This is a genomic window from Shewanella sp. Isolate7 (genome assembly GCF_022398425.1).
In the GTDB taxonomy this organism is placed as follows: domain Bacteria; phylum Pseudomonadota; class Gammaproteobacteria; order Enterobacterales; family Shewanellaceae; genus Shewanella.
Window position 1 is genome coordinate 1 of the sequence record NZ_JAKEVJ010000220.1, and the last position, 500, is coordinate 500.

General features: G+C 44.2%; 1 protein-coding gene and 1 pseudogene. One reads left to right on the forward strand and one right to left on the reverse strand.

Annotation, left to right across the window (positions count from 1 at the left end):
- Nucleotides 1–123, reverse strand: a 123-nt coding sequence (locus L1D47_RS21125; protein ID WP_239886661.1) for a transposase, incomplete at its 3' end; no start/stop codon positions are given.
- A 119-nt stretch (nt 124–242) separates the two neighbouring features.
- Here L1D47_RS21125 and L1D47_RS21130 point away from each other — a divergent pair.
- Nucleotides 243–452: pseudogene (locus L1D47_RS21130) on the forward strand (transposase); the annotation flags it as partial.
- Nucleotides 453–500 lie beyond the last annotated feature (48 nt).

Here is a 500-nt window from a genome sequence, read left to right on the forward strand (position 1 = left end):
GATACTCCGATGAACCTCTTTCCCCACGTTCCCTTTTAGGATCCTATATCTATACTTTGGAGTCCAAACTATGTGATATTGGCACCTGTAGAAAACATGCGACGCTGACTCGTATCTGCTCATGCTATTTACCTCTCTTTATTTGCTGGTTACAAACAAAGTCAGTATTTAGCATGAGCAACCTTCAGGCATAGCCTAAATCGGACGTTCACCACCTCCATAGGAGGTGGTTTTAGAATGACAATAAAACCGCCATCAACATCGAGTATTTAAAAGCCAGCATTCGGGCGAAGGTAGAACACCCGTTTCGGATCATCAAATGTCAGTTCGGCTTTATCAAAGCACGCTATAAAGGGCTGACGAAAAATGACTCACAGTTAGCCATGCTATTCACCTTGGCGAACCTGTTTAAAGTAGACCAGATGTTACGACGACAGCCAAGATCTGTCTGAAATCCGGGAACAGCCTGGAATTAGGTCGAAATTCGGCGTAAAACGGCA